This is a genomic window from Janthinobacterium sp. UMAB-56, from assembly GCF_900095265.1.
Lineage (GTDB): Bacteria > Pseudomonadota > Gammaproteobacteria > Burkholderiales > Burkholderiaceae_D > Janthinobacterium.
In genome coordinates this window covers 1-22,651 of the sequence record NZ_LT607655.1, presented here as the reverse complement: position 1 = coordinate 22,651, position 22,651 = coordinate 1, and the positions used below count along the sequence as shown (strand labels likewise).

Annotated in this window: 25 protein-coding genes; all 25 read left to right on the top strand. The window is 60.7% G+C overall.

From position 1 onward, the window contains the following. Positions 1–6 precede the first annotated feature (6 nt). The 25 genes from K0F85_RS10975 to K0F85_RS10855 all read left to right on the top strand — a co-directional run bounded on the left by K0F85_RS10975 (position 7) and on the right by K0F85_RS10855 (position 22,564). Complete coding sequence (locus tag K0F85_RS10975) at positions 7–1,074, top strand: site-specific integrase (RefSeq protein WP_219116097.1); 1,068 nt, start codon at positions 7–9, stop codon at positions 1,072–1,074. 98 nt (positions 1,075–1,172) lie between these two features. Next, on the top strand, positions 1,173–1,511 hold the full coding sequence (locus K0F85_RS10970) for a hypothetical protein (RefSeq protein WP_219116096.1): 339 nt from the start codon (positions 1,173–1,175) through the stop codon (positions 1,509–1,511). Between the two features lie 136 nt (positions 1,512–1,647). Next, complete coding sequence (locus tag K0F85_RS10965) at positions 1,648–2,232, top strand: hypothetical protein (protein ID WP_219116095.1); 585 nt, start codon at positions 1,648–1,650, stop codon at positions 2,230–2,232. 14 nt (positions 2,233–2,246) lie between these two features. Beyond that, positions 2,247–3,671 carry a terminase large subunit gene (locus tag K0F85_RS10960; RefSeq protein WP_257572692.1) on the top strand — a complete coding sequence of 475 codons (1,425 nt, stop codon included), beginning with the start codon at positions 2,247–2,249 and terminating at the stop codon, positions 3,669–3,671. Positions 3,672–3,682: 11 nt separating this feature from the next. Further along, positions 3,683–5,920: an alanine and proline-rich secreted protein Apa gene (locus K0F85_RS10955; RefSeq protein WP_219116094.1), complete on the top strand. Its 2,238-nt coding sequence runs from the start codon at positions 3,683–3,685 to the stop codon at positions 5,918–5,920. Beyond that, the gene (locus K0F85_RS10950; protein WP_219116093.1) at positions 5,917–6,174 is read left to right on the top strand and encodes a hypothetical protein; all 258 of its coding nucleotides are present in this window, start codon (positions 5,917–5,919) and stop codon (positions 6,172–6,174) included. Before K0F85_RS10955 ends, K0F85_RS10950 begins: the two co-directional genes overlap by 4 nt. A gap of 46 nt (positions 6,175–6,220) precedes the next feature. After that, positions 6,221–7,003: a hypothetical protein gene (locus K0F85_RS10945; protein ID WP_219116092.1), complete on the top strand. Its 783-nt coding sequence runs from the start codon at positions 6,221–6,223 to the stop codon at positions 7,001–7,003. Between the two features lie 33 nt (positions 7,004–7,036). Next, positions 7,037–8,026 (top strand): N4-gp56 family major capsid protein, encoded by a 990-nt coding sequence (locus K0F85_RS10940; RefSeq protein ID WP_219116091.1) that lies wholly within the window; start codon positions 7,037–7,039, stop codon positions 8,024–8,026. A gap of 84 nt (positions 8,027–8,110) precedes the next feature. Then, complete coding sequence (locus tag K0F85_RS10935) at positions 8,111–8,383, top strand: hypothetical protein (protein ID WP_219116090.1); 273 nt, start codon at positions 8,111–8,113, stop codon at positions 8,381–8,383. Continuing rightward, complete coding sequence (locus K0F85_RS10930) at positions 8,383–9,039, top strand: hypothetical protein (RefSeq protein WP_219116089.1); 657 nt, start codon at positions 8,383–8,385, stop codon at positions 9,037–9,039. Before K0F85_RS10935 ends, K0F85_RS10930 begins: the two co-directional genes overlap by 1 nt. A gap of 8 nt (positions 9,040–9,047) precedes the next feature. Next, positions 9,048–10,454 carry a hypothetical protein gene (locus K0F85_RS10925; RefSeq protein WP_219116088.1) on the top strand — a complete coding sequence of 469 codons (1,407 nt, stop codon included), beginning with the start codon at positions 9,048–9,050 and terminating at the stop codon, positions 10,452–10,454. Beyond that, complete coding sequence (locus tag K0F85_RS10920; RefSeq protein WP_219116087.1) at positions 10,451–10,891, top strand: hypothetical protein; 441 nt, start codon at positions 10,451–10,453, stop codon at positions 10,889–10,891. The genes K0F85_RS10925 and K0F85_RS10920 overlap by 4 nt, the downstream gene beginning before the upstream one ends. Continuing rightward, positions 10,888–11,307, top strand: a complete 420-nt coding sequence (locus tag K0F85_RS10915; protein ID WP_219116086.1) for a hypothetical protein — start codon at positions 10,888–10,890, stop codon at positions 11,305–11,307. Before K0F85_RS10920 ends, K0F85_RS10915 begins: the two co-directional genes overlap by 4 nt. Then, a complete protein-coding gene (locus K0F85_RS10910; RefSeq protein WP_219116085.1) occupies positions 11,307–11,648 on the top strand; it encodes a hypothetical protein in 342 nt (113 codons plus the stop codon). The genes K0F85_RS10915 and K0F85_RS10910 overlap by 1 nt, the downstream gene beginning before the upstream one ends. Next, positions 11,645–12,214, top strand: coding sequence for an aspartyl/asparaginyl beta-hydroxylase domain-containing protein (locus K0F85_RS10905; protein ID WP_219116084.1), 570 nt, complete (start codon positions 11,645–11,647; stop codon positions 12,212–12,214). Before K0F85_RS10910 ends, K0F85_RS10905 begins: the two co-directional genes overlap by 4 nt. Beyond that, positions 12,211–12,666, top strand: coding sequence for a GNAT family N-acetyltransferase (locus K0F85_RS10900; protein WP_219116083.1), 456 nt, complete (start codon positions 12,211–12,213; stop codon positions 12,664–12,666). Before K0F85_RS10905 ends, K0F85_RS10900 begins: the two co-directional genes overlap by 4 nt. 2 nt (positions 12,667–12,668) lie before the next feature. Further along, on the top strand, positions 12,669–13,358 hold the full coding sequence (locus tag K0F85_RS10895) for a hypothetical protein (protein ID WP_219116082.1): 690 nt from the start codon (positions 12,669–12,671) through the stop codon (positions 13,356–13,358). Between the two features lie 17 nt (positions 13,359–13,375). Then, positions 13,376–14,776 carry a hypothetical protein gene (locus K0F85_RS10890; protein ID WP_219116081.1) on the top strand — a complete coding sequence of 467 codons (1,401 nt, stop codon included), beginning with the start codon at positions 13,376–13,378 and terminating at the stop codon, positions 14,774–14,776. Continuing rightward, the gene (locus K0F85_RS10885) at positions 14,773–16,968 is read left to right on the top strand and encodes a hypothetical protein (protein WP_219116080.1); all 2,196 of its coding nucleotides are present in this window, start codon (positions 14,773–14,775) and stop codon (positions 16,966–16,968) included. The genes K0F85_RS10890 and K0F85_RS10885 overlap by 4 nt, the downstream gene beginning before the upstream one ends. A 233-nt stretch (positions 16,969–17,201) precedes the next feature. Further along, positions 17,202–19,592: a hypothetical protein gene (locus K0F85_RS10880; RefSeq protein ID WP_219116079.1), complete on the top strand. Its 2,391-nt coding sequence runs from the start codon at positions 17,202–17,204 to the stop codon at positions 19,590–19,592. Positions 19,593–19,631: 39 nt separating this feature from the next. After that, entirely contained in the window at positions 19,632–20,075 is a 444-nt protein-coding gene (locus tag K0F85_RS10875; RefSeq protein WP_257572691.1) for a hypothetical protein, read from the top strand. Beyond that, entirely contained in the window at positions 20,072–20,596 is a 525-nt protein-coding gene (locus tag K0F85_RS10870) for a glycoside hydrolase family 19 protein (protein ID WP_257572690.1), read from the top strand. The genes K0F85_RS10875 and K0F85_RS10870 overlap by 4 nt, the downstream gene beginning before the upstream one ends. Continuing rightward, positions 20,593–20,988, top strand: coding sequence for a hypothetical protein (locus K0F85_RS10865; RefSeq protein ID WP_219116078.1), 396 nt, complete (start codon positions 20,593–20,595; stop codon positions 20,986–20,988). The genes K0F85_RS10870 and K0F85_RS10865 overlap by 4 nt, the downstream gene beginning before the upstream one ends. Next, positions 20,985–21,260, top strand: a complete 276-nt coding sequence (locus tag K0F85_RS10860; RefSeq protein WP_219116077.1) for a hypothetical protein — start codon at positions 20,985–20,987, stop codon at positions 21,258–21,260. Before K0F85_RS10865 ends, K0F85_RS10860 begins: the two co-directional genes overlap by 4 nt. 296 nt (positions 21,261–21,556) lie before the next feature. Further along, a complete protein-coding gene (locus K0F85_RS10855) occupies positions 21,557–22,564 on the top strand; it encodes a site-specific integrase (protein WP_219116076.1) in 1,008 nt (335 codons plus the stop codon). The last annotated feature ends 87 nt before the right edge of the window (positions 22,565–22,651 follow it).

The window sequence follows — 22,651 nt, the reverse complement described above, 5'->3', positions numbered from 1 at the left end:
GCGCCCATGACATTCGCCCTGTTCAAGGTCAAAAAAATCTGGCACTACCGCTTCCAGGTGGCCGGCAGCCGCGTTCAGCGCAGCACGCGCGAACGCGCCAAGGCCCGCGCTGAAGCGGTGGCCAGCCGCGCCTACGATGAAGAGGTGGTGCGCACGAACGGCGGTAAACCGGTACCGACGCTGCGCGCGCTCTTCGCCGAGTGGCTACTGGTGCGCGGCCCGGTGTCGAGCGCCGCCCACGTGCGCAGCGTCAGCACCTGCTACCGCCTGCACCTGTACGACCTGGGCGATCTACTCGTCAGCGAGATCACTGCGCGCCACATCGAGCTGGCCCGTAACGAACACCTGACCACGCGCGAGCCGGCCACGGCCAACCACTGGCTGCGCGTGATGCGGCTGGTGACGAATTGGGCTGTTTCGCAGGGAATGCTGGCATGCCGGCCATGGAACGTGGCCATGCTCAGCACACAGAAGCGCCCGCGCAAGATCTTGCCGCTCGACGTGGCCATGCAGTGGCTCGATGCCATCGACGGCGCCGGCCGCCGCTCCCCCGCCGTCTCCACCGCCATCCGCTTCATGTTCGGCCTGGGCCTGCGCGAAAGCGAAGCCGCCAGCGCGCGCTGGGAATGGATCGACTGGGAGCGCCGCACCTACACGCCCGGCATCACCAAGGGCAAAGAAGCCGAGCCGGTGCCTATGCCTGCTTGGCTGGTCGACTACCTGCAACCCCGGCGCCAACCCGAAGGCCTGATTACCGCGCGCAAGGACGGCAGCCAGCAGCCGCCCGGCTTCGCGCGCCGTCCGATCTCTACTGCCAACGCCCACTGCAAGACGAAAGGCATCACGCCGCATCGCCTGCGCGGCAGCTTTGCCACGCTGCTGTCGGAATCCGGCGTGCCGATCCAGACCATCCAGAAGGTCATGCGTCACAAGAACCCCAGCACCACCATGGCCTACCTTGAGAAGAACCTCGACATCGCTGTGCAAGCCCAGGGCCGCATGGCCGAAAAAATGGGATTCACACCACGGCGAGAAACTGGCGAAGACCAGCCCGGCAAACCGCATGAATCCTGAATAGCACGATTATCGGTAGTCATCGGTACAAATCCAGCGCACCGCCTCGGAAAATGGCAAAAAGTGCAATTAAAAACAGATTAAAAATAGGAAATTCGATGCGACAAGAACACTACGACAGCATCAAAGGCATGCTCGACCGTTGGGCGGAATGCATGAGCGTCGGCGGCGCCGTCGGCGAAGGCGCGCGGCGTGAGTGCCTGGGCGCGCCCGACGCCCGCATTCACTCCATCGAGGATATCGAGGTCGAAGTGGACAAGCTCATAGTGCGCGCGGTCGATTCTGCCGTGTGGGAACTGCCGGTTTTGCAGCGCACAGCCGTACTTTCGCACTATGGGCTGAACACGTTCAATGCCTGGCGTGCGGACTTTGAAGTGGTGTTCGATCTCGCCATTGAATCGCTGTTTTCGCTGCTGAAAAGCCGCATCGCCTGCTGAAAGAGGTTGCAACCAAGAAAAAAGCCGCGTATATTTCGACCTGTCGGGGCTTCGTGCGCCCGGAAATAAGCCTGCTACCAGAAATGGTCGCGGGCTTTTTGCATTCTGCGCGTATTTTTTCATAGGAGAACTGGTCATGGGTCGCAAATCGTCGCTGACCGATGCCCAGTGGATTGAAGTCGAGCGGCGCCACCTGGTCGACGGCATTTCGATCAACGCGCTGGCGCAAGAATTCGGCGTCAATGAATCGTCGATTCGCCGAAGAATAAAGCCGAATAAAGCCGAAGCGCCGAATGCGCAAAAAGACCTGCGTGTCATAGCGGAAAAGATGGTCCAGGCCGATGCGGCAAATAAGCAAATTGCCGAACTGTTCGGCACATTGCCGCTCGGCAAGCAGCGCATCGTTTCCGACCTGGCGCGCAAGCTGTCGAACATCAGCGAAAACGTCGCCTGCTCCGCCGAGCTGAACGCATCGTCGATGCACCGCTTGTCGCTGATGGCCAGCCAGGCGCTCGAACGTGTCGATGAAGTGGACCCGATGAGCACGCCGCAGCACCTGACGGCCATGGCGGCGCTGCACAAGCTGGCGAACAGTGCGGCGGAAATTCCCTTGAAGCTGCTGAACGCGAACAAGGACAACGAGCCGCCACCACCGCCGCAGAAAACGCCGGAGCAGGTCGATAGGCGCTTGAACGAGCTTCTGGCGAAGGCTGGCGGGTAAAGGTGGATTTATCGTTGCTGTCGCTTGATGAGCGCATGGAGCTGCTGGAGCTGATGGAGGGCCGTGAGCTATTCAAGCGCGAGAATGCCCTGAACTTCTACAGCGCGTACGCCAAGCAGCAGGAATTTCATGCTGCCGGCCTGACGTTCCGCGAGCGCCTACTGATGGCGGGCAACCAGCTTGGCAAGACTTGGTCCGCTGGCTTCGAAACAGCCATGCACATGACCGGCCGCTACCCCGATGACTGGAAAGGCCGCGTCTTCAACAAGCCGATTGCGGGCTGGGCCGCCGGTGTGACGACCGAGGTAACGCGCGATTCAGTACAGCGAGTGCTGTGTGGCCGTATCAACGCGCTCGGTACCGGCGCCATCCCGAAAGACGCGATCAAGGATAAATCGCTCAAGCGCGGCGTGGCCGATGCGCTCGATACGCTGGTGATCCTGCACGGCGGTGGTGGCGACGTGCAGGCTGGTGAGAGTCTGCTGGGCTTTAAAAGTTATGACCAGGGCCGAGAGAAGTTCCAGGCCGAGACGCTGCAGCTGGTCTGGTTCGATGAAGAGCCCGATGACGACGTCTACATGGAAGGTCTGACCCGTACCAACGCCACGAATGGCCTGGTGTACATGACCTTCACCCCCCTCAAGGGCATGACGACAACGGTGAAGCGTTTCATCTTGGACAAGCCAGCAGGTACCCACGTCACGAACATGACGATCAACGATGCAGGGCATTACACGCCCGAGCAGCGTGAAGCAATTATCGCCAGTTATCCCGCGCACGAGCGTGAGGCGCGCACCAAAGGCATCCCGTCGCTGGGTTCGGGCCGCATCTTCCCGGTCGACGAAGAGTCGCTGAAGGTTGAAGCGTTCCCGATCCCGGCGCACTGGGCGCAGAGCGGCGGCATGGACTTCGGCTGGGATCACCCAAGCGCCGGCGTCAAGGTGGCATGGGACCGCGACACCGACACGTTCTACGTCACTGATTGCCACCGCCAGAAAGAGCAGACACCGCAAATGTTCGCGCTGTCGCTGAAGGAATGGCCGAGGTGGCTGCCGATCGCCTGGCCGCATGACGGCTTGCAACACGACAAAGGCAGCGGCGAGCAGCTGGCCGCGCAGTACAAGAAGACCGGCCTGCAGATGATGCCCGAGCGCGCCACCTTCCCCGATGGCACCAATGGCGTCGAGGCAGGCTTGCAGGACATGCTGCAGCGGATGCAGCTGAAGAAGTTCAAGGTGTTCAGCCACCTGACGGAATGGTTCGAAGAATTCCGGATGTACCACCGCAAGGACGGCAAGGTCGTCAAGCTGGCCGATGACCTGATGGCGGCCACGCGCTACGCCTGGATGATGCGCCGCTACGGCATCAGTAGGAAAGAGGCGGAATTCTCCGTCGAAATCGAACAACAGATGCCGGATTCCAACGGCTTTTACTTTTAAGGCGCCTACCCATGACCGAAGCAGTCCAATCCACCAGTGCCCTCGGCAACCTGCTGGAAGAGCGCCTGATGGAGTGGGAGCGCGCGCGCAAGCCGCAAGAGCTCAAGTTGCTGGAGTGCTACCAGGACGTGATGCGCATCCCGCGCGCCGACGACACCAGCGGCACGGGCGCCGCGCGCGCCAAGAAGGCCGCGGGCCTGTTCATCGGCTCGACCCGCAACAAGGTGCGCGCCAGCCGCGCCAAGATCAACGACGCGCTGTTCGGCAATGGTGAGCTGCCTTTCGACACCAACCCGACCAATGAGTCGCTGGCCAAGTTCGCCGACGTCGTCGAGGATATCGTCACCGAGCAGCTGGAGCGCATGAAGTTCCGGCAGATGATCAAGACCGGCGTCAACACGCTGGCCACCTACGGTACCGGCTTCGTGTACGGGCCGTTTGTGCGCAAGGAAACGTTGACCGAAACCGTGGCGGACAACTCCCTGGGTCACACCCAGATCAAGGAACAGAAATACGAGTTCGATTTCCCATACTTCGAGCTGGGCAGCACGCTGGACGCCTACCCCGACCCAGAGGCACGCACCATCCCTGATGGCCTTGGCATCTTCTGGGTAACGATGGAGAGCCCGCACACCGTCGCTGCCTGGCGTGCCGACAAGTCGTACCGCAACATCAGCGAGGCGTTGCAGGGCGCCGCCAACAACGGCAGCGAGACGGGTTCGGAGATCGCCGGCCAGATGCGCGGCAACATGGAATTCTGGAACAAGAACGGCCGCATCAAGGTGGCGCGCTTTTTCGGTAAGGTGCCGCGCAGCGCGCTGGGCGGCCCTATCGACCCGAATGCCAGCGGTATCGATGCCGGCACGATGATCAGCGTGATCGCCATCATGGCTGGCGGCGTGGTGGTGAAGGTCAGCGAAAGCCCATATGGCGACAAGACGCCCGCGCTGTCGTGCTGCTACGAGGAAGTCGACCACGAGATTTGGGGCGTGGGCGTGGCCGACAACAACGCCGCGCACCAGAAGACCGTGAATGCGGCATTCCGCCTGTTCATGGAAGGCAAAGGCATGGCTCTGCTGGGCACCAAGAGCGTTGACCGTAGCAAGTTCTTGCCTACCGAGGACTTCAAGAAATATCCCGGCAAGGTGTTCCAGATGAAGGCGGGCTTGTCGGCAGAAGAGCGCGCCAACGCGATCATCGACCACAAGGAAGAGGACATCACCGGCGGCTGGCTCGACGTGATCCGCATGTCCGAGCAGTTCAGCGATGACGACACCGGCATCACCAAGTACACCCAGGGCGACGACTCGCGCAACCTGAACAAGACGGCGGCCGGCATCAGCATGATCATGTCGGCCTCGTCGCTGCCGATCAAGGAGGTGATCCAGAACATCGACGCCAACTGGATCGAGCCCATCATCGAAAGCATCATCAACTGGAACCTGAAGTATCTAGAGGTCGAGACGGTCCAGAAGATCCACGGTGACGAGGCGGCGCAGGCCTGGGCCGAGATCAAGCGCTTCGGCAAGACGTCGTTCATGGACTGGCAGGCCACCGGCACGAGCAGTTTCATGCAAAAAGAAATCCTAATCAACAAGCTGCGCGCGTTCGCCGACTGGGCAATGAGTAATCCAGCCACGGCCGCGCTGATCGACGCGCGCGAGTTGCTCGAGCAAACGTGGCACTGCATGGAAATCGGCAAGGAAAGCCCGATCCTGAAGGAAGAGGACGGCGACAAGGTGCCGCCGCAGGTTAAGCAGAAGATGGAGCAGACTAACCAGCACGTGCAGATGCTGGAGGCCTCACTCAAGGAAATCGGCGAGAAATACAACGATCTGAGTGACAGCAAGGAAGTCGACAACCAGAAGCTGCTGCTGGACCGCTACCGCGCAGAGACCGACCGCCTGAAACTGATCTACCCGACCATGCCGGCCCAGCTGGCGCAGGTACTGGCGCAGGAATTCGGCATTGAGTTGATTGTCGAGCAGCAGCAGGCCGCGGCCGCGGCGCAACCTGGCGCCGCACCAGCGCCCACGCCCGCCGTACCAGAAGCGCCAGGCATGGCAGGCATGCCGCCCGGCGAAGTACAGGAACAGCCAGGCCAGCCAGCCATACCTGAAGCGCCCGATGCGGCGCTCGATCCCGGCCCCGCCGCCATAGATGGCGATCCGCAAGGCATGCCGCCACAACCACCCGACCTCAACGCACCGCCCGATGGCGGTTTTTTTACGCCTGAGAGCGGCCAATGACGACCGATCCGACGCTGGACGCACGGCTGGACTGCCTGAACACCACGCTGGCCGCACTGAACGGCTGCTGGCCGCGCGTGGCCCTGGAGATTCAGCAGCGCATTGATGATAAGACCGTGCAGTTGATCGGTGAGAACAACGAACAAACGCGTGGCGCCATCAAGGCGCTGCGTGATCTGCTGGAATTACCGGCCGCGCTGCTGCATGAGCGCGACCATATCAGCGCCGCACTATCCGATCCGGACGCGGCTTAACAACGGACTATCCGCCGCCCGGCGGACCCAGCAAGGAGCAATAGCAATGCCTGATCTCACACCCCAGCAGCAATACCAGAGGGACTACGATGCAGCAGCAGCCCAACTTGACGCGGCGGCCGCCGGCACGACCGGCACCACTACCGAAGTCACGCCCAGCCCGGCAGCTGCCGAGACGGCCCAAACGCCAGCAGCGGCTACCTCGGCCCCGGCCAGCACCGAGGCGCCCGCTGTAGAAACCCTGGAAGAGCTGCGCACCCGGCTGGCAAAGACGGAAAAGGCGCTGAAGGATACCCAGGCATGGGGCACCAAGAGCCGCCAGCTTCTGGCCGAGATCGAGCGCGAACGCCAGCAGGCGCAGCGCGAGGCTACCCGGCCGGCGATTCTGGAAGAAAACCCGGAATTGGTCGAGGCCATCAAGTACGTGACCAGCGACCCAGCCCCGGCGCAACAAGCGCAACGCCAGCAGCAGGACTGGCAGTCGATCGTCGCAGCGGCCCACCCGGGCATCTTCGACACCACCATCGATCCGGAACTGGAAGCGGCCCTGGTGGCCAAGCGTGACGCCATGGGTGAAGCCTGGGCCGACCCGCTGGCGGTCATTCGTGAGATCACAGCAGAAAAAGTAGCGTTCGCCGAACGCCAGGTGGGCAAGCGGTTTGCCATCGAGGCGGCCAAGCAGGCGGAAAAGTCGGCGATGAGCGTTCCAGGGGCAAGCAGCGGCGCAACACGCGCTACGGCCAGCCCGGACCTGGAGGCCGTTCAGCGCATTCAAAACATGAGCGACGCGGATTTTGCCAAAGAGGTAAGGCGCGTCAAAGGCTATTAATCGATAGCCACCAACCAATAGGAGCTTCACGATATGGCAACCACCACCATCACCCAGGTGCCACCAGGCGTCCAGGCGTTTTACGACCGCAACCTGCTGGCGCGCGCGCAGCCTGCCGAAGTGCATGGCCGCTTCGGCCAAAAGCGCCCGATTGCCACCCGCAATGGCAATCAGATCAAGTTCCGCCGCTATTCGCAGCTGGCAGTGGCCTCGGTGCCGCTGACCGAAGGCGTCACCCCAGCCGGTTCCAGCCTGGCAGTGACCGACCTGCTGGCCACGCTGGCGCAGTACGGCGACTTCATCACCCTGTCCGACCTGGTCTCGATGACCAACCAGGATGCGGTTGTTACCGAAGCTACCGACGTACTGGGCGACCAGGCGGGCACCACCATTGACCAAGCGCGCCGTGACGTCATGGTGGCTGGCACCAACGTCGCCTACGCCAATGGCGTGGCATCGCGCGCTACCGTCGCGGTGAAGATCTCGGCGGCCGACCTGGACAAGGCGATTCGCTTCCTGAAGGTGCAAAACGCCAAGTTCATCAAGGAAGGTATCATGCCGACCGACAAGGTGGGCACGGGCTCGGTGCGCAAGGCCTTCATCGCCCTGGTGCATCCTGACGTGGAATTCGACTTGGAGCAAATTGCCGGTTACCGTTCGGTTTCCGACTACGGCAGCCAGGAAGGCGTGCTGGAAGATGAAATCGGCGCCTATAAGAATATCCGCTTCATCTCGTCGACCAACTGCAAGATTTTCGCGGGCGGCGGCGCGGCTGGCACGGCGCTGTACAAAAACAACGGCGCCAATTTCGACGTGTACGTCACGTTGATCCTGGCCGATAACTCCTACGGCGTCTGCCCGCTGTCCGGCAATGCCATGAATACCTACGTCAAGGCGCTGGGCTCGGCTGGTACCGCCGACCCGCTGGAGCAGCGCTCCACCGTGGGCTGGAAAGCCACCACCACGACCAAGATCCTGAACGACAGCTGGATGATCCGCCTGGAATCTGCCGCGTCGCTGTAATACCCGGCTGCAGCGCTGCTGCAGCGTTTCCCACCCCAGAATGCCCGCCCTTGAACCGGCGGGCATTTTTTATGGAGCAATGCAATGTCCACCCTCGAAAAAGAAAAGGCCGCCCCGGCGCCAAAAATGTTCAAAGTCACCATCCACAGCGGCGAAGATGCCACCGACAAGGGCGACGTGCCGCTGGTGCACAACTTCAAACAGATCCTGATCCAGCGCGACAAGGAAGTGACGATTTCGGAAGCCTTCCTGGAATGCCTGAAGCATGCCGTGGTCGAAACGACCGTAAAGGCCGAAGACGGCACCGAGCGCCCCGTGCGCATCCCACGCTTCGCCTACAGCGCCATGCCCGCCTAATGTCCACCACCTGGACCTTGACGGCGCAGGATGCCATTACCGACGCCTTGCAGATCGTCGGCGTGATCGGCGCCGGCCAGACAGCAGCGGCCGATGACTACACCGTGTGCATGAACGCGCTGCAGAACATCATCAAGGAACTGCCGATCCACGACCTGTCGTGGCCGAAGATCACGGCTGCACCAGTGGCGCTGGCCTGGTCGGCGGGTACGCCTGCGCAAGTGGCCATGCCCGCCGACTATTTCGGCGTGCCGGTCGTATCCTACACGGTCGACAACGCCAACATCGATCTGCTGGTGATCCCTAAAGTGGACTACGACGCGATCCAGCAACCCGACTACGTCGCCGCCAGGCCGCAAAAGATCTACATCGCGGCCAATGGTGCGGGCTATCTGTGGCCGGTGCCAGCCACCAATCCGGGTCTGTCGATAACCTACCAGGCTATCGGCATTGATGCGGCGCTTGGCGCCATGCCCGACGTGGCGCAAACGTGGCTGGGCCTGCTTGGCCTGTGGATCGCGAACGACGTGTCGATCAAGTTCGGCGTGAATCTTGGCGACCGGCAGGATATCGAGCGGCGCTTCCTTGCGCGGCGCGGCCTGGCCCTGGCCTATGCGACCGAAAGTGCCCCCATCAGCTTTGGGGTGTGTGGCTGATGGCCCGCGTGCTGCTCAGTTCCGCGTCTTATACGGCGCGCTCGCTGCTGGCCAATGCTCAGCGCTGCGTGAACCTGTATCCGGAAGAAAATCCGCCGGACGCCACGGCGCCGACCACGTTTTATGGCACGCCCGGCCGCAAACTGTGGTCGACCGTGCCCGGCAGCGGCGGCGTGCGCTGCCTGTACCTGGCCAGCAATGGCGATCTGTATGCTGCGCGCGGTGGTGAACTGTACCGCTACACGGGCAGCATCTGGACCCGCATGGCGGCGCTTGGCTCGGCATCCGGACAGGTCAGCGCGGCCGACAACGGCGTGGCCGCCGTGTTCGTGGATGGCACGACCACGGCGCCCACGGTCAACCTGACCACCCTGGCGGTGGGGGCAATGGCCGGCGCGGGCTGGTATGGCGCTGATTTTGTGGAAATCCTCAACAGTTTCTTGATTTTCAACAAGCCGGGCACGCAGCAGTTCTATATCACCGGCGCGCTCGACCTGACACTTGACCCGCTCGACTTCGCCAGCGCCGAGTCCGTACCGGACGTGCTGCTGCGCCAGATCAAGGACCACAACGAAATCTGGTTCTTCGGCACCGAGTCAATTGAGGTCTTCGGCGCCTCTACCGCCACCTTCCCGTTTGAGCGCATCAGCGGCGCCACGATGGAAACCGGCTGCGCCGCAGCCAACTCGGTCTGCAAGATGGACAACTCCCTGTTCTGGCTGGGGAGCGATGAGCGTGGTGACGGCATGGTCTGGCGCGCCAACGGCTACCAGCCAGGCCGCATCAGCACGCACGCGCTGGAAGAGGAAATGCGCCTGTACAGCCGCATCGATGATGCGCAGGCCTACAGCTACCAGCAAGGTGGCCACAGCTTCTACGTCCTCAGCTTCCCAACGGTTGGCAAGACGTGGGCCTTTGATTCGGCCACAGGACTGTGGCACGAGCGCGCCTACCGTGATGAGCGCAACCAGCTCGGCCGCGTGCGCGACAACTGCCACGTGGCCTACAAGCGCAAGCATCTGGTCGGCGACTGGGAAAATGGCAACATCTACGAGCTCGACCTCGACACCTACACCGACAACGGCGCCCCGATCCGCCGCACCAAGAGCTTCCAGCACCTGACCACCAGCGGCGTGCGCCAGTTTTTCAGCAAACTAACGCTGGACATGGAGGCCGGTGTCGGCAACGACAACGAGCCAGATCCGCAAGTATGGATGCGCTGGTCGGACGACGGTGGCAAGACCTGGTCGTCGACGCTGACCAAGTCGCTCGGCAAGGTGGGCGAATACCTGAACAAGCCCGATTTCAACCGGCTTGGAAGTGGCCGCGACCGGGTGTTCGAAGTCTCCACCACGGCCAACGCCAAGATCGTGCTGCAAGGCGCGTATCTTGACCTGAAGGCAGGTACGTCATGAGCCAGCACCCTCCGATGCATAAAGAGGTTTTCAATTTGATGTGCGATGAACTGCTCTATACGGGCATGTCGCGCGCCGTGTGGACCAGCAACCTCATGCCCGATTGCGTTTTAAAGGTCGAAGAGCGCGCTGGCATCTTTCAAAACGTCGTTGAGTGGGAGACGTGGCAGAGGGTGAAAGATACGCCTCTGCGCCGCTGGTTCGCCGAATGCTTGGCGATCAGCCCAAATGGTTCGGTTCTTGTAATGCGCCGAACGCGACCTGCCAGCGACAAAGACTACCCTGAAAAGATGCCCATCTTCTTGTGCGACTTCAAACGGAGAAACTATGGCATGGCCGGAAAGCAGTTGGTGTGCCACGACTATGGCACCAACCAGCTGTTCGAATACGGCATGTCCAAGCGACTGATCAAGGCCAACTGGAGCGATAACGCATGAGCATCGTCAAGATCAGCGAGTCGGCATTGCTGGCTGCTGGATTTGACCGTGTGTTTGTCGACGCAGTGCGCCATCTGGTCCGCCAGGTGGGGCCAGAGACCGGCGGCACCACGCTGCCCCAGCTGACCGAGCAAACGAGCGCCCTGGTACCCATCGTCGACAACCTCGTCATTCTGGTGGCGGCCGCGCAAGTGATGCTGTCCATCTTGGAGGTGGAGCAAGACAACCTGCCCCCATCCAACAACGACCTGCTGCGCCGCTTGGACGATCAGCAGGCCGCGCTCGAGCGTAGCGATATCGCGCTGACCGGTCTGCTGCGCACTATCGACGACCTGCAGGCGGAACTGCAAGCAAGCCGCATCAGCGGCAATGAATTGGCGCGTCGCGTCGCAACCCTTGAAAATGGAGTCACCTGATGGCAATGCAATACAACAAGCTGTTCGAGCCTGTGCTGCTGACGGCGACCGCGGCCACCATCCTGACGGTACCAGCGGCAGTGGCATCGATGCTGCTGCGCAACGGCATCCTGCGCCTGACTAACACCAGCGCCGCCGCCGTGGCAGTGACGCTGTACAGCGTGCCGCTGGCGGGCGCGAACGGCGCCACCAACAACTTCTTCCCCGCCAAGTCCGTCCCAGCCAACGACTACGTCGACGTGCAAGTGCCGCAGATGAAGGCGGGGGACTTCCTGCAGGGCTTCGCCAGCACGGCTGGCGTGGTCAACATTCAAGCTATTTCCGGGGCCTATTACTCATGAAAAACTTCCAACTCATCACCGCCGGAATCGACATCATGCCGCTGCTGCTGGCGATCAAGCGCCGGCCCGGCCTGTGGAAGGCCGACACCTACCTGCGCGACTATCCGCAAGGCCCTTTTGCGCAGATCGAATCGATCATGCTGCGTTTCCCGGAAAAAGCCGTGCTGGAAACCGAAGCCGAGCTGAAAGATCACCTCAGCAAGTACGACCAGCACGAAAGCATCGACCATCCGGCCTATGCGGTGCTGCCAGAGGCGCGGCGCCTGGTGATGGGCGTGATGGCGCGCGTCGACGGCGAGCGCCTGGGCCGAGTGATGATCAACAAGATCGCACCAGGCGGCCTGATTTACCCGCATTCCGACACGCCCGCCCACACTGCTTATTACAGCCGCTTCCACCTGGTGCTACAAAGCCAGCCCGGCGTGGTCTTCCGCGCCGGCGACGAATCTACCTACATGGCTACCGGCGAGCTGTGGTGGTTCGATAACAGCCAGGAACATGAGGTGATCAACAACAGCGCCGACGACCGCATCCACATGATTATTGACGTGAGGACCTCCAAATGATCACCTGCCATATCGAAAACTTCGAGCAGCACCTGCCCGAGCTGAAGGCGCTGCTGCCCGGTCATTACCGCGAACTGGCTTTGAATCAGGATCAGGTGCCGCTCGATCCGCAATATGCCGTCTACATCGAGCGCGAGCGCCAGGGCGGCCTGCTGTTCGTCACCCTGCGCGACGCCGGCGAGCTGGTGGGCTACTACATCGGCTTCATCGCCCCGGGCCTGCACTACCGCACATGCCTGACCTGCACCACCGATATCTTTTACCTGCGCCCCGACAAGCGTAAGGGTGGTGCCGGCCTGCGCATGTTCCAGTTCGTCGAAAGCGAGCTGCGCCGCCGTGGCGTACAGCGCTGGTTCATGGGTTCGAAGGTGCACATGGACGCAAGCTATCTTTTCAAGCTGATCGACGCGGAGCCTGTCGAGACGTACTACAGCAAATGGCTGGGAGGCTGATCATGGTTGCAGCAGCGGTAATTGGCAGTGCCGTAGTGGGTGGCGTAGTAGCATCGAACTCAGCAAATAAGGCCGCCAAGGCACAAACGTCGGCCGCAAATCAGGCGAACGATACGCAGCTGGCGATGTACAACCAGTCGCGCGAGGATAACAAGCCCTTCTATGATGCGGGCGTAACGGCCATGAATAAATTGGCTGGAATGAAGGACTTTACTGGAGCGGACTTGCAGGGAGAGCCTGGCTACCAGTTTGGCCTGACCGAAGGCATGAAGGGCGTCACGAATAGCGCCGCCGCGCGCGGCGGCCTGCTGTCCGGCGCTGCGCTGAAAGCGGCCAGCCAGTACAACAACGATTACGCCAGTACCAAGTTCAACGATGCCTTCAATCGCGACGCCACCAACAAAAATCGCCTGGCCAGCATTGCCGGCATCGGCCAGACCGCGTCCAACGTGAATACGTCCTCCGGCTTGAACACGGCATCTGGCGTGGCCCAGAACCAGCTGGGCGCCGGCAATGCGCGCGCCTCGGGCTACGTGGCGAATGGCAATGCCTTGACCAATAGCCTGGGGCAGGCAACCAACTGGTACACGCAAAACCAACTGCTCAATGGTAGAACGGGCAGCGGCGTGACGGAAGGGGCCACCAACCAGACCGGGAATTTTGACTACTACGGCAGCGGCTACTCGCCTTAAATTCGGAGAATAAAAATATGACACTTGACCCAAGCATTATTCTGCAAGCGCGCGGCGTGCAGCTCGACAACCCTCTTGACACCTATGGCAAGGTCGCGCAAGTACAGCAGGCGCGCAACCAGAACCGGCTGGCCGACATGACGTTCGCCGACAGCCAGCGTGAGCGCGCAGGCGAAAACTCCCTGTCGCAGCTGCTTGCCGATGGCAAGAGCGGCGACGACGTGGTGCGCGGCCTGGCATCCCAAGGCTATGGCGCACGCGGGCTGGCATACGGCAAGCAATTTCAAGACCAGCGCAAGACCGCCGCCGAGATTGACGCAAAAACCGCTGACGTCGGGAAAACCAAGGCCGACACCAGCAAGTCGCTGCAAGAGACGGCAATGCATCAATTTGAAATCGCCGGCCAGCTCGCCAATGCCTGGGTGAACAACCCCGCGGTGACCAAGGCGCAAATCCAATCAGGGCTGAATGCAGCTGCGCACAGCGGAGTGATCTCGCCGCAGGTGGCTCAGGCCAAGCTCGACGAGCTCGGCGCCATTAGCGATGACCCTAAGAGCCTGAACGGCTGGGCCAATGGCGTGATGGCGCAGGTCATGAAGGCGAAGGATGCGATGTCCTACATCAAACCTGACGCCAATGCAGTGCTCTCGGCAAATACATCGAGGTACTCCACCGACAGCAGCGCCCGCACGGCGCGCGAACGACTGACATTCGATAAGAGCAAGGAAGAAGGCAACGCTCCGTCCGACCTTTCGGAGTCGTCCGTTGATGCAATCGGCCAAGGCCGCATGAAGGCGCCGACCGGCTATGCGCTTCGCAATCCGAAAATTGCCAACCTGATGGACCGGGTGAACGCGAAATACCCCAATTTCGATGCGACAGAGTACGACGCAAAGCAAAAGGCGATGCGTGATTTCTCCACCGGCACGCCCGGCAATTCGATTCGTTCCTTTTCGACCGCAACTGACCACCTGTCGCAACTGGATCAATTGGTCGACGCGCTGGGGAACGGCAATGTCCCGCTGGCCAACAAGATTGCCAACACGGTGGCGCAGAGCACTGGCAGTACGGCGCCAACGAACTTTGACGCTGTAAAAGGCATTGTGGCGAAAGAGGTCCTTAAATCGATTGTGGCCGGCGGTGGCGGTGTGGAAGAGCGGCAAGAGCTGTCGCACTTGCTTGACAACGCCAAAACCACCAAGCAGCTGAAGGGTGTGATCGGCGGCTATCTGCATCTGATGTCCGCACAAAAGGACAATCTGGAGCGGCAATACGAATTGTCGACCGGCAGAAAAGATGCAGGCTCCCGCTTCAATTACAAGAAGGAAGCCGCTACCGTTACCAACCCGGTGGCGCCGCCTTCCAACAGCGCGCCATCTGATATCGATGCATTGCTCAAGAAATATGGAGGCAAATGATGGCTACTCGCGACGAGCTGCACACTGCCTTGCGCAATGCCGACAAGGCAGGCGATACCGAAGGTGCCCGAAAGCTGGCGGCATATATCCAGACTATGCCGGAAGAAAAGCCCGTTCCCGCAGCTGCGCCCGCTGCCAGTGATGGTGATGGCGGCGTTGTCGATGGTGCCATCACACTCGCTGGCGGCCTGGGCAAAGGTGTTGGTGGCCTGGTCTTGGGCGCGCAGCGCGGTCTCGGGAAATGGTATGAATTCCTCGGCGACGCCGTCGGCGGTACCGCGCCATCAATGTCCGACCTGGTGACCGGGAACAAGCCAAAAAAATCGGCACTCAGCCGCGCCGGTACCTGGCTGGTCAACGACGCCGACGCCGGCCGCGCCAAGATGACGGAGGAGCTTGCGCCGTACAAGGCACGCAACCCGCTGTTGGCGGCCACTGGCGAGGTGGGCGGCGAAATCCTCGCGACGCTGCCACTGGGCGGCGCCGCGCTCAAGGGCGCCAACTCACTGGCAAAGGCAACCGGTGCCGTTGGCACCGGGACAAAGTTCACCGGCTGGGCTCCACGGGCGGCGCAGGCAGCCGGCGTTGGCGCTGCGTACGGCGGCGTGCTGGGCGCCACGCATTCAAATGCGGACACCATTGGCGGCACGCTCGCGGACAGCGCCAAAGGAGCTGCTACCAGTGCGGCCTTCGGCGGCATCGCCTCGCCCGTTACTGGCGTGCTGGGCGCCGTCGCGGGCAACGTCAGGCAGCGCGTTTCAGAAACAGCTGCGGCCGAGTATGCACGCCAAAAAATTGCCCAGGCCTTCGCGCGCGATGCCACTGGCGACTTGTTTACCAGCGGGGCGATCAATCCCGTGCTGCAGATCGCCAAGCGCTTCAACCGCTTGGGCGATGATACCGCCGTGCTGGCCGACGCGGGCGGCCGCAATTCGTCCGCCTTGCTCGACGTGCTGGCTACCTTACCAGGGCGTACTAAGCAGGCCGTGGCGAACCTGCAGCATCAGCGCACTGCCACGTCCGGCGCGCGCCTGCGGGCCGATGCTGAAAGCGCGCTCGACACGCAGGGTCAACGCATGGAGTCGACAATTGCTGCCTTGACCAAGCGCCGCAGCGCGGACGCAGCACCGCTGTACTCGCAGCTACGTCAGGTGGAAGTGGTCCCCTCGAGTAACCTGCAAGAGATCGTCAAGGCGGCCGACCAACTAAAAGCCGTAAAAATGGCTCGAGATATTGCCACCGCTGCTCAGCAGCCTTTTTCCCTCGATGTTACGGCGCCAGCGGTCAATGGCCTGACCAACCAGGTCAGCAAGTGGAAGATGGGAGATCTCGACCATATTAAACAGGGCCTGGACGATCTGCTGAAATCTTCATCCGCCCTGAAAAGCGATGGCACTGTAACCTCATTTGGTCGAGAGGTTACCAACCTGCGGACCAAGCTGGTGAACGAACTAGACAAGGTCACAACCGATACGAAGACTGGCCAATCGCTGTACCAGGCGGCTCGTAACGCTTACTCAAAACCCTCGGATTTGATGGATGCAGCCAAGGCCGGCGAGAAAGCGATTCAGCAAAAGGGTGGCGCCATCAGGGCGGTGGTGCGCGATATGAGCGAAGGCGAGCAGCAGGCCTTCCGTATTGGCGCCTTCGAGGGACTGCGCGACAAGTTGGGATCGCAGTCCGGGCAGACCGAGATAATGAACATGTGGAAAAACCCGTCGATGCAGGAAAAGCTGCGCGTCATTTTCGGCAGCGACCGGGCCTACCGTGAGTTCGCCGCCGATGTAGCACGGGAAGCGCAAATGAAGAATATTCAGCGCATCAACCAAGGCTCGCAGACTGCTGAACGCCAGTCGGGGATGGGTGACCTGGATCTGTCGGCGATGAACGACGCCGCCCATGCGCTCGGCTCGGCCAAGGGCGGCAATTTGCTCAGTGCCGTTGGCTCAGCCAAAAATGCATGGAACCGCGTGGCCACGCCCGAACGCGTACGTGACCAGATGGGCCGGATCATGCTGATGCGCGGCCCTGAAGCCGAGCAGCAGATGAATTCCCTGGTCAACCTGGTGCAACGTATCAACGACAAAAACCTGCAGCTCTCGACGCGCGTCGGCGCCCTTGGCGGTGTTGGCGGCGCGCAGGCGGCCAACAAGCTGTTCGCCCCATCAGTGCAGGTGCCGCTAACACCGTAGTGACACACAGCATTGTCTGCCGCTACCTGCAGCTGCAGCAGCCCACGCGTATCGGCACGGACACCAATCGGCTGATCGACAAAGCGGCACCGACAGTTTATCGCGCGGCGTCGCTGACACCAGGTGACCGCCAGTAACCCCGGCGGCCATCGCCGCACCAAAAATACCTCCCGCCCCGTGCGGTACATCGACAAACGCCCGCTACTTAGCGGGCTTTTTTTATTGGAACGTCCATGGCAGGCAGCCTATTACCCCAACCGAAGCAGTTGTTCCAGGATGCAAACTGGAATCCGCTGATTGGCGGCCAGATCTTCACGTACGCAGCTGGTACGCTGACGCCGAAAAATACCTTTCAGGATGCGGCGCTGACCATTGCCAATACCAACCCTACGCTGGCTAACGCGCGCGGCGAGGTCGTGATGTACGGTGATGATTTGTACCGGATCATCTTGAGGGATGCGCAGGGGAATACGATCTGGGATCGCGATAACATTGGGTCTATTAACCTGTCAACTGCTACCGGATCGCAAAATATCGGCAACGGTGGCGAAACTGTCGCGCAATCTTTTCAAGCGCTACAACTTCCCGATTATGCAGCACTAAAAGCCTACAGCGGACCACGTCAGCGCGTTGACGTGTCTGGTTACCTCGTCACTGCACGACCAGCCCCAATTGCGGGATCATTCGTGCTAGACCCATCCGACAACACCTCGGTCACAGATGATGGTACCGTTTTTAGGGCTGCTGGCGGTGGATGCTGGAAGCGCAACTTTGAGGGTGGTGTCTCCAGTGCTTGGTTTGGTTGTGACCACACAGGTCAAACTGACAGCACAGTGGCATTCCAGAAATTTGCCAACTGCCTTTGGCGCGCGGTGAGCACCAACACCCCGTGGGCAGGAATTGGGCAGGGCCGGCCAGTTGGTATTGTTGAGCCTGGTCGTCTGCGCGTCACGGGCACAACGACCTTCCCAACGAATATTTTGCTGACTGCGCGTGCGCACCCCGCTAATACAGGTAGTCACACGCGAATCATCATGGATAGTACGGGGGTGACGCCCTCGGGGCGCTGGCAGGCCAGCTATCAGTTCCAGCAATTCAGCACACGCCTACCTACCACATCCAACGGGTTTTATTACCGCGCAAATATGAAAGGGGTATCTGGTGCTGTCGAACCCGTCTGGCCCACGACTGTGGGCGCAACCGTCAATGACGGGACTGTTACATGGACCTGCTTTGCGGTGGTCGCTGGCGATAATCGGAACAAACCCATCATTAAATGGAGTCGCGCCAGCCTGGACGGCAGCACCCTTTGTAACGCAGCCGTAACTAGCGCTGTGCAATGGGTGGAGTTCTGGTACGTGACTGTGGGCAGTACGTTTGATCTGCCGTTATCGGGGAGCGGCATCAACTATGGAGATTACCCTAACGGCGGATCGCTATATTTCGACGTCGATGCGACTGACTTCCGCATTGTGCAGTGCGTATTCCAGAATGCCCCAGCTCACATCCGTATTGCAGGTGTCGGTACCACGCCGGCAATACGTTCTGATGGTTTCATTGGTAACCGCGGCGTTAATTTGTTTTTAGTGGATTGTGAACTGGACACGGCCGGTGCGCATATCGATGCAAGCCTGAGTTATATCGATATTAACAATGCTAACGCGGAAATGTTCGGCGCGCCGAGTTACATCACTGGCTGCACCGGTCGCTATGTGCAAAACGGCGGGCGCATGTTCGGTACACCCGGTGGCATCTATTCCAGCATTCGTGTGCGCACCTCGCATCTGGAATTATTCAAAATGTCAGGTGTTGATATTCAGCGCCAGGGATTTACGGAGGCGATCGATATTGACAGGACTGATGTGGTGGATATCGACTGCACATTTAGCGGCGCCACAACTAGCAACGACGTCCGACTGGTATTAGCGCGCGGGGGGCGTGTGACGGGTGTTTTCGACAATAGTGGATTAGATGCCCCTCCTGGCACTGGCCCATCGGACTATGTCGCAGCCATAAAACTGGACGGCTGCCGTGGAGTGACATGTTCGCCGACTCTGATGGCCTCCACGATCGGTGGCACTTTCAATGGGCACGGCGTCCTGACAGTATCAATTGCCGGTATCAGCTCCGATAATCTGGTGCAGGGCCATAACATAACAGCCCCATATAACGGTTCTGGGCATGATGGATATGACCGGTACATCAACATCCAGCCAGCCGACCTGATCGGTCCAGGTAGTGAGGGAGGCGGCAATTTTCCCAAACAGATTCTTCGTGGCTCTGGCGGTCTTTCGGTTCAGGGAACAAAGCTCATCGCCGGCACAACGTATGGCGCAACGCAAACCATCAATTTAGGCGCAGTGATTCTTTCCGATGGCGTGTATCTGGTATATGCAAATTCGTATGCAATTAGTAACGGGGCACTGCTCAACACCGCGACATTCATTTTCACGCAGCGGCAATCCGGCGGATCGATCCTGCAGACCCTGGCTGGGCCGACAAATAATGCCGGGTCGGGGGCTATCAGCGTGGGTGGTACGTCGGTCACATATACCTATGCCAATTTAACGCCATTCGTAGCCACACTATCCTACAACAGAATTTCAGACGGTAATTTCATCTGATTTTTGGGCTAGCTGAAGCGGCCTTTCCATTTTAAACATATGAAAGATATCTCCATGGCCCTTGAAACGACCGCCGCCGGCGGCGCACTGATTAAGATTTTTGGCATCCCGGTTCTGGCCGGTGCTGCCGCAACCTCACTGGGGTTCATGTTTATGTGGCCAAAAACAAAAAAGGAGGCGTTCGCGCGCTTCTTCGTGACGATCATTTCTTCCTTCCTGCTGGGGCCTGCGCTGGTGGTAGCTGTGCGCTCTTGGTGGCCCAGTCTGTTCGACAATGCGAAAGAAGTGGCAGTGCTGTACGGCAGCGACCCAACGATGGGCTTCCTGTTCATCGCCGCACCGCTGATGGTGGCCGCTGGTTTGCCCGCCTGGTGGGTACTGGGTGCCACGGTGCGTTGGCTCGACAAGCGCAAGGACAAGGACATCGGCGAGCTGGCGCGCGACGCGGCCGCTGTTGTCCGTGACGTTCGGGGTGGCCTGTGAGCGCCGTGACGCTGGCGCAGCTGGTGGCCATCATGCCGCTGGCACGTGCGCGCGCGCCTGCCTTCCTGGAGCCGCTGAATGCAGCCATGGCGGAATTCGGAATCACGACGCCGGCGCGCCGGGCGTCGTTCCTGTCCCAAGTGGGGCACGAGTCTGGCCAGCTGCGCTATGTGCGTGAGCTGGCCAGCGGACAGGCCTACGAGGGCCGCGTCGACCTGGGCAACACGCAGCGCGGCGATGGCGTGCGCTTCCGTGGCCGTGGCCTGCTGCAGGTGACCGGCCGCACCAACTACGGCGCCTGTGGAAAGGCGCTGGGCCTCGACCTGCTGGCCAAGCCCGAGCTGCTCGAGCAGACCGTCAACGCCTGCCGCTCGGCGGGCTGGTTCTGGCAGACGAAGGGGCTGAACGCCTTGGCCGATGCTGGCGACCAGGAGCGGGTGACGCGCCGCATCAACGGTGGCGTGAACGGTCTGGCCGAGCGCCTGGCGCTGTTCGCGGTGGCGCAGCGGGTGCTGGCGTGAGCGCCCTGGGCGCGCTGGCGGGCGCCGCCGTCAGCGGCATCTGGAAGGCTGCGGCCATCGTCCTTGCCGCCGTGCTGCTGCTTGTGGCCAGTTCAAGCGGTACTGGCTGGTGGCTGGCCGCCGACGACCGGGATGCCGCGCGCGCGGCGCTGGCGCAAGAGCAGGGCATCAGCGCGCAATTGCGTACCTCGATCAGCGAGCAGAACCGCGCCATCGATGGCATGGCCAAGGCAACCCTGGCGGCACAGGAACGAGGTGCTGCAGCACAGGCGGCAGCCGCTGCCAAGGGCAAGAAGTATGACGCGGCCCTGGTGCAGGTCGCGGGCGCGCGCGCCACGACTTGCGACGAGGCTATGCCGGCCGTCAGGCTGCTGCTGGAGGGTGTGCGATGAAAATTCAGTTGTCAAGTATCGCTTTACAACTCACGTCGATTGCACTGCTGGCCAGCTGCGCCGCCACGCCACCGGCGTCGCAGCGCGTCGAGGTGCCAGTGATGGCGCCGTGCATCAGCGCGGTGCCGCAGCGGCCTACCTACGAGTTTGACCAGCTGGCGCCGGCGGCAACGGACGGCGAGATCGTCCTGGCGCTGGCGCGGGACTGGCTGCGCGCCCGAAAGTATGAGGAGCAGTTGGAGGCAGTTATAATGGGCTGTCAGCAGGAATAGAGGAATCGGTTCGATTCCCATTTCGACCCGGCGAGTTCTTTTGGCGTGTGTTATTTTGGTGCAAATTTACCAAAATAACTTTTAACTCCATGATTTTAATAGAAAATCGATTCCGGCTCCGGGCACCAGCGCACAGAATTTGGAAACATCGAAAAAGCCATTAAACCCAATATAATCAACGGGTTAGTGGCTTTTTTTACGTCCCGACATTTCCCTTAATCCAGATTAAACCCGACAAAAACCAGTAGCGATTACGCCAAATTTACGCCATGATTACGCCTCAACGAGAGGGATGCATGGCTTCATTCAGGAAACGGGTTGGCGGTTGGCGGGCAGAAATCGCCATCCTCGGCACACGGGAATCTAAAACATTCAGCACCAAGGCCGAGGCTGCGGCCTGGGCGTCGGAACGCGAAACCGAAATCCGGCGCGGCGCCGACAGTGGCATCGTCATCGGGAAAAGCTGCGGCGACGCATTCGACAGGTATCTGGAAGAAGTATCCATCCACAAGCGCGGCGAGCGCTGGGAAAGGCTGCGCCTCAACGCCATCGGCGAAGTGCTCATTGGCGGCCAGAAAATCAAAGATATCAAACTGGCCAACGTGACACCTGAACTGCTCGGCGCCTGGCGCGATCAGCGCATGACCGGTGAAAGCAAGGTCACCGGCGCGACCGTGAATCGTGAGCTGAACTTGCTATCTCACGTTTTTACGACTGCGCGCAAGGAATGGAAATGGCTTGCGGACAGTCCGACCAGCGACGTGCGCCGCCCCAAGCCTGCCGCCTCACGCGAACGCATTCCTACCGAGGATGAAATCGAACGCCTGTGCAACGCACTTGGCTTCGCCGACGAGCCTGTGGCGACCAAGAGCCAGGCCGTGGCGGTCGCCTACCTCTTCGCCATCGAGACAGCGATGCGGGCCGGGGAAATCTGCGGACTGATGCCAGCCTGGGTGAATGGCGCCGTCGCCCGCCTCCCCGCCTCAATCAATAAAAACGGCGTGCGACGAGACGTGCCGCTTTCAAAGCGCGCGCTGGAACTCCTGGCGCTGTTGCCGGACTCCGGCGAGGAGCCATTGTTCGGTATTTCCTCATCCTCGCTCGATGCCCTTTTCCGTAAAGCGCGCGAACGATCCTGCATCGAGGGACTGACCTTCCACGACAGCCGGCATGCGGCCATCACACGACTGGCAAAAAAACTAAACGTGCTGGACCTGGCGCGCATGGTCGGCCATAGGGATTTGCGTATGCTCCAGATCTATTACAACGAGAGCGCCGAGGATATGGCGGCAAAGCTCGGGTAGGCACGAGAAGGTTTGCCATATACTAACGCGGGTTCGATTCCCGCCGTCTCCACCACCGAATTGTTTAGAATCAAGTAGTTAGCAAGA